Origin of the sequence: Mycobacterium sp., assembly GCF_049585075.1 — a bacterium.
In the GTDB taxonomy this organism is placed as follows: domain Bacteria; phylum Actinomycetota; class Actinomycetes; order Mycobacteriales; family Mycobacteriaceae; genus Mycobacterium.
On sequence record NZ_JBAUZA010000123.1, the window covers coordinates 1 to 3,932 of the forward strand.

Genomic DNA, 3,932 nt, shown 5'->3' on the forward strand with positions numbered 1-3,932 from the left:
CGACCAGTCCCTCCAACAGGCTGTTGGATGCCAGCCGGTTGGCGCCGTGCATTCCGGTTCGAGCGACCTCGCCGGCAGCGAAAAGCCCGGGCAGCTCGGTTTGTCCATGCACGTCGGTGATCACGCCGCCGCAGCTGTAGTGCGCGCCCGGAGTCACCGGGATCGGTTGGCGCACCGGGTTAATGCCGGCTTTCCGGCACGCTGCGGTCACGGTCGGGAAGCGGTCCTCGAAATCGTCGATGCCACGGGCGTCGAGATAGACGCACGGGTCGCCGGTTGCCCGCATCCTGGCGTCGATAGCCGCGGCCACCACATCACGCGGTGCCAAATCGCCCATTGGGTGCACGCCCGCCATGACCGAATTGCCTTGGCTGTCAACCAAAACCGCGCCTTCGCCGCGGATTGCTTCGGTGACCAGCGGTCGGCGGCCACCCTTGCTGTTGTCGAACAACATGGTGGGGTGGAATTGGATGAACTCGATGTCGCTCACCGCGACACCTGCCCACAGCGCCAAGGCAACCCCGTCGCCGGTGGAGCCATCTGGATTGGTGGTCGCGCCGAAGAGGTGTCCCAGGCCGCCGGTGGCCAAGATCACCGACGCCGCGTGGACGATGCCGATGCCGTCGGGATTGGCGACCAGCACGCCGGTGACCGCACCACTGTCGTGCAACAGCCGCAGGGCGGCGTGGTTAGTGCGGATGTCCAGGGCGCCGGCCGCATGGTCGAGCGCCCGCTGCACCTCGGCGCCGGTGGCGTCACCGTTGGCGTGCACGATGCGCCGCCGGGAATGGCCGCCCTCGCGACTCAGCGCCCATCCGCCGACCGCTGTCTCGTCAAATCGTGCTCCCTCGCTTACCAATTCGACTACGGCCCGGTAGCCGTCAGCGACGATTGAGGTCACCGCGTCGGTGTCACAAAGACCTGCGCCGGCAGCCAGCGTGTCGGCGACGTGCGCGTCGACGGAGTCGTCGGTATCGGGCAACACCACCGCGATTCCGCCCTGGGCGTAGTGGGTGGCCGTCACGCCCGACCTGAGGCCTGCCTTGCTGAGCACCAGGACTCGGCGTCCGGCCCGATGGGCGGCGAGCGCGGCGGCCAGGCCCGCGACCCCGGTGCCAATGACCACCACGTCGGCCCGTTGCTGCCAGGCCGGGCTGATGCTCATTCGCCGCCGCCGGGCTGGCCGATCGCGATCATCCGCTGCACGCTTTGCCGTGCCAGCCGGGCGACCTGCGCATCGACGTGGACTTCGTCGGCGCCCTGGACCAGGCAGCGCAACAGCGCCGCGGGGGTGATCATCTTCATGTACTTGCATGACGCGCGGTCGTTGACGGCACGGAAGTCGACACCAGGCGCGGCATTGCGCAGCTGATACAACATCCCGACCTCGGTGGCGACCAGAACCTGCCGGGCGTGGGTGTCGCGCGCGGCGTCGAGCATGCCGCCCGTCGACAAGATCTTCACCCGCTCCTCGGGAAAGGCGCCCTCTCCCGCGAGATACAAAGCCGATGTCGCACAGCCACATTCGGGGTGGACGAACAATTCGGCGTCCGGATGCTTGCGGGCCTGCGCGGTGAGCTCGTCGCCATTGATCCCGGCGTGCACATGGCACTCGCCGGCCCAGACGTGCAGGTTCGCCCTTCCGGTCACCCGGCGAACGTGTGCCCCGAGGAACTGGTCGGGGCAAAACAGCACCTCGCGGTCCGGGTCGATGGAGGCGACCACGTCTACTGCGTTCGAGGAGGTGCAGCAGATGTCGGTGAGCGCTTTGACCGCTGCGGTGGTGTTGACATAGGAGACGACGACGGCGCCGGGATGTTCGTCCTTCCAAGCTTGCAGATCCTCGGGGGTGATCGAGTCGGCCAGCGAGCAGCCCGCCCGCTGGTCGGGAATCAGCACGGTCTTTTCCGGGCTGAGGATTTTCGCCGTCTCGGCCATGAAGTGCACGCCGCAGAACACGATGGTTTCTTCGGGCGCCTCGGCAGCGATCCGGGAGAGCGCCAGCGAGTCGCCGACGTGATCGGCCACATCCTGGATGGCCGGGAGCTGGTAGTTATGCGCCAGAATCGTGGCGTTTCGCAGCTCGGCCAGCCGGCGGATCTCGGCCGCCCAACGTGTGTCGCCCTCGACGCCGCCATATCCGTGGGGAGAGCTGGTGATGGCCGCGGCCAGGTCGTTTTCCAGGTAGGCCTTCTCGGATGGCAGCTGATCCGCGCGATTCAGGACCGTCATTGGCCGTTCCTTTCGCCCCGAGCCGGTTTTCGACTTATAATCGAAAACATGCCATATGGTAGCACTGCTCACGAAGTGCTCGCCGTCGTATTCCAGGTTCGAGGCCTCGGATCAGGCCCGAAGACCCAGAAGCCGCAGCTCAGCGTCCTGCTCTGGCAGCGTGCCCGCGATCCGCACCGAGGTGCGTGGTCGCTGCCTGGCGGACGGCTCCGCCATGACGAGGACATGACGACGTCGGTGCGGCGTCAGCTGGCCGAGAAGGTTGACCTGCGTGAAGTCGCTCACTTAGAGCAGCTCGCTGTGTTTTCCGCCCCCGACCGGGTGCCCGACACCCGCACGATCGCGTCGACTTTTTTGGGCCTCGTGCCCTCCCCCGCTATCCCGGAGCTGCCACCCGACACCCGCTGGCATCCCGTCACCGAACTGCCGGCGATGGCCTTCGACCATGGCCCGATGGTCGCCCACGCCCGCACCCGGCTAGTCGCAAAGATGTCCTACACGAACATCGGGTTCGCCTTAGCGCCAACCGAATTCGCATTGTCGACGCTACGTGACATTTACAGCGCAACGCTCGGGCACCCGGTCGACACGACTAACCTGCAGCGCGTGCTGGCCCGTCGCGGCGTCATCACCGCAACCGGCACCGTCGCGCAGTCCGGCCGCAGCGGCGGGCGTCCGGCGGCGCTGTATCGCTTCACCGACTCGCAATTGCGGATTACTGACGAGTTCGCCGCTTTGCGTCCACCCGGCGGGCCGACTGGATTCTTAACGCCTTCTTAAGCAACAATGCCCCGATGGACATTGGCAGCCTCGCAACCACGACCGGCGCGGAATGGATCGGTTGTGCACCGCATGAGGAGTTGCAGCCCAAAGCCCGCCCGATACTGCCCTCGAAAGACCTGTTCTACGACCCGCCGCCCGGTTACCAGCACGCGCTACCGGCTACCGTGCTGCGTTCGCGGGATGTCGAGCTGGCCTTTCTGGGTCTGATACCGCAGCCGGTCATGGCGACCCAGCTGCTGTACCGCACAACGAACATGAAGGGCGAGCCCGACGCCACGGTCACCACGGTGATCGTGCCGTCGAACGCCACTCCGGACCGGCCCTGCCCGGTGCTGTCCTACCAGTGCGCGATCGACGCGGTGGCGTCCCGTTGTTTTCCCTCGTATGCGTTGCGGCGGCGCGCGAACGCCATCGGCTCACTGGCGCAGCTGGAATTTCTGCTGATCGCCGCCGCACTCGCGGAAGGTTGGGCCGTTTCGATACCCGACCACGAAGGCCGCAACGGAATGTGGGGCGCACCCTTCGAGCCGGGCTACTACATTCTCGACGGGGTGCGGGCCGCCCTGAGCTACGAGCGGCTCGGCCTCTCCCCGTCCGCGCCGGGGGGCTCGACCCCAGTGGCACTGTGGGGATACTCCGGCGGCGGATTAGCCACTGCCTGGGCCGCTGAACTGTGCGCGGACTATGCCCCGGAGTTGGACATCGTCGGAGCCGTGCTGGGATCGCCCGTCGGCGACCTTGGCCACACGTTCCGCCGGCTCAACGGCACCTTCCTGGCCGGTTTGCCTGCGATGGTGATCGCCGCGCTGGCCCACATCTATCCCGACCTGGACCGAGTGATCCGGAAGCACGCCAACGAAGAGGGGCAGGCGTTGCTGAAAAGACTCGAGATCATGACCACGATTGAGGCCGTGCTC

4 protein-coding genes are annotated in these 3,932 nt (G+C 66.7%); 2 read left to right on the plus strand and 2 right to left on the minus strand.

Annotated elements, in window-relative coordinates; genetic code table 11:
- Together WB785_RS05805 and nadA are read right to left on the minus strand one after the other, a co-directional pair.
- A partial coding sequence (locus WB785_RS05805) for an L-aspartate oxidase (protein ID WP_424077798.1) occupies positions 1-1,165 on the minus strand: 1,165 nt, incomplete at its 3' end.
- Positions 1,162-2,232, minus strand: coding sequence for a quinolinate synthase NadA (nadA, locus tag WB785_RS05810; RefSeq protein WP_424077800.1), 1,071 nt, complete (start codon positions 2,230-2,232; stop codon positions 1,162-1,164). The genes WB785_RS05805 and nadA, both read right to left, overlap by 4 nt.
- A gap of 48 nt (positions 2,233-2,280) precedes the next feature.
- On the opposite strand from nadA, the gene WB785_RS05815 reads away from it, so the two are divergent.
- Entirely contained in the window at positions 2,281-3,012 is a 732-nt protein-coding gene (locus WB785_RS05815) for an NUDIX hydrolase (RefSeq protein WP_424077801.1), read from the plus strand.
- A 14-nt stretch (positions 3,013-3,026) separates the two neighbouring features.
- Positions 3,027-3,932: lipase family protein (locus WB785_RS05820; protein WP_424077802.1), on the plus strand; the 906-nt coding region annotated here is incomplete at its 3' end.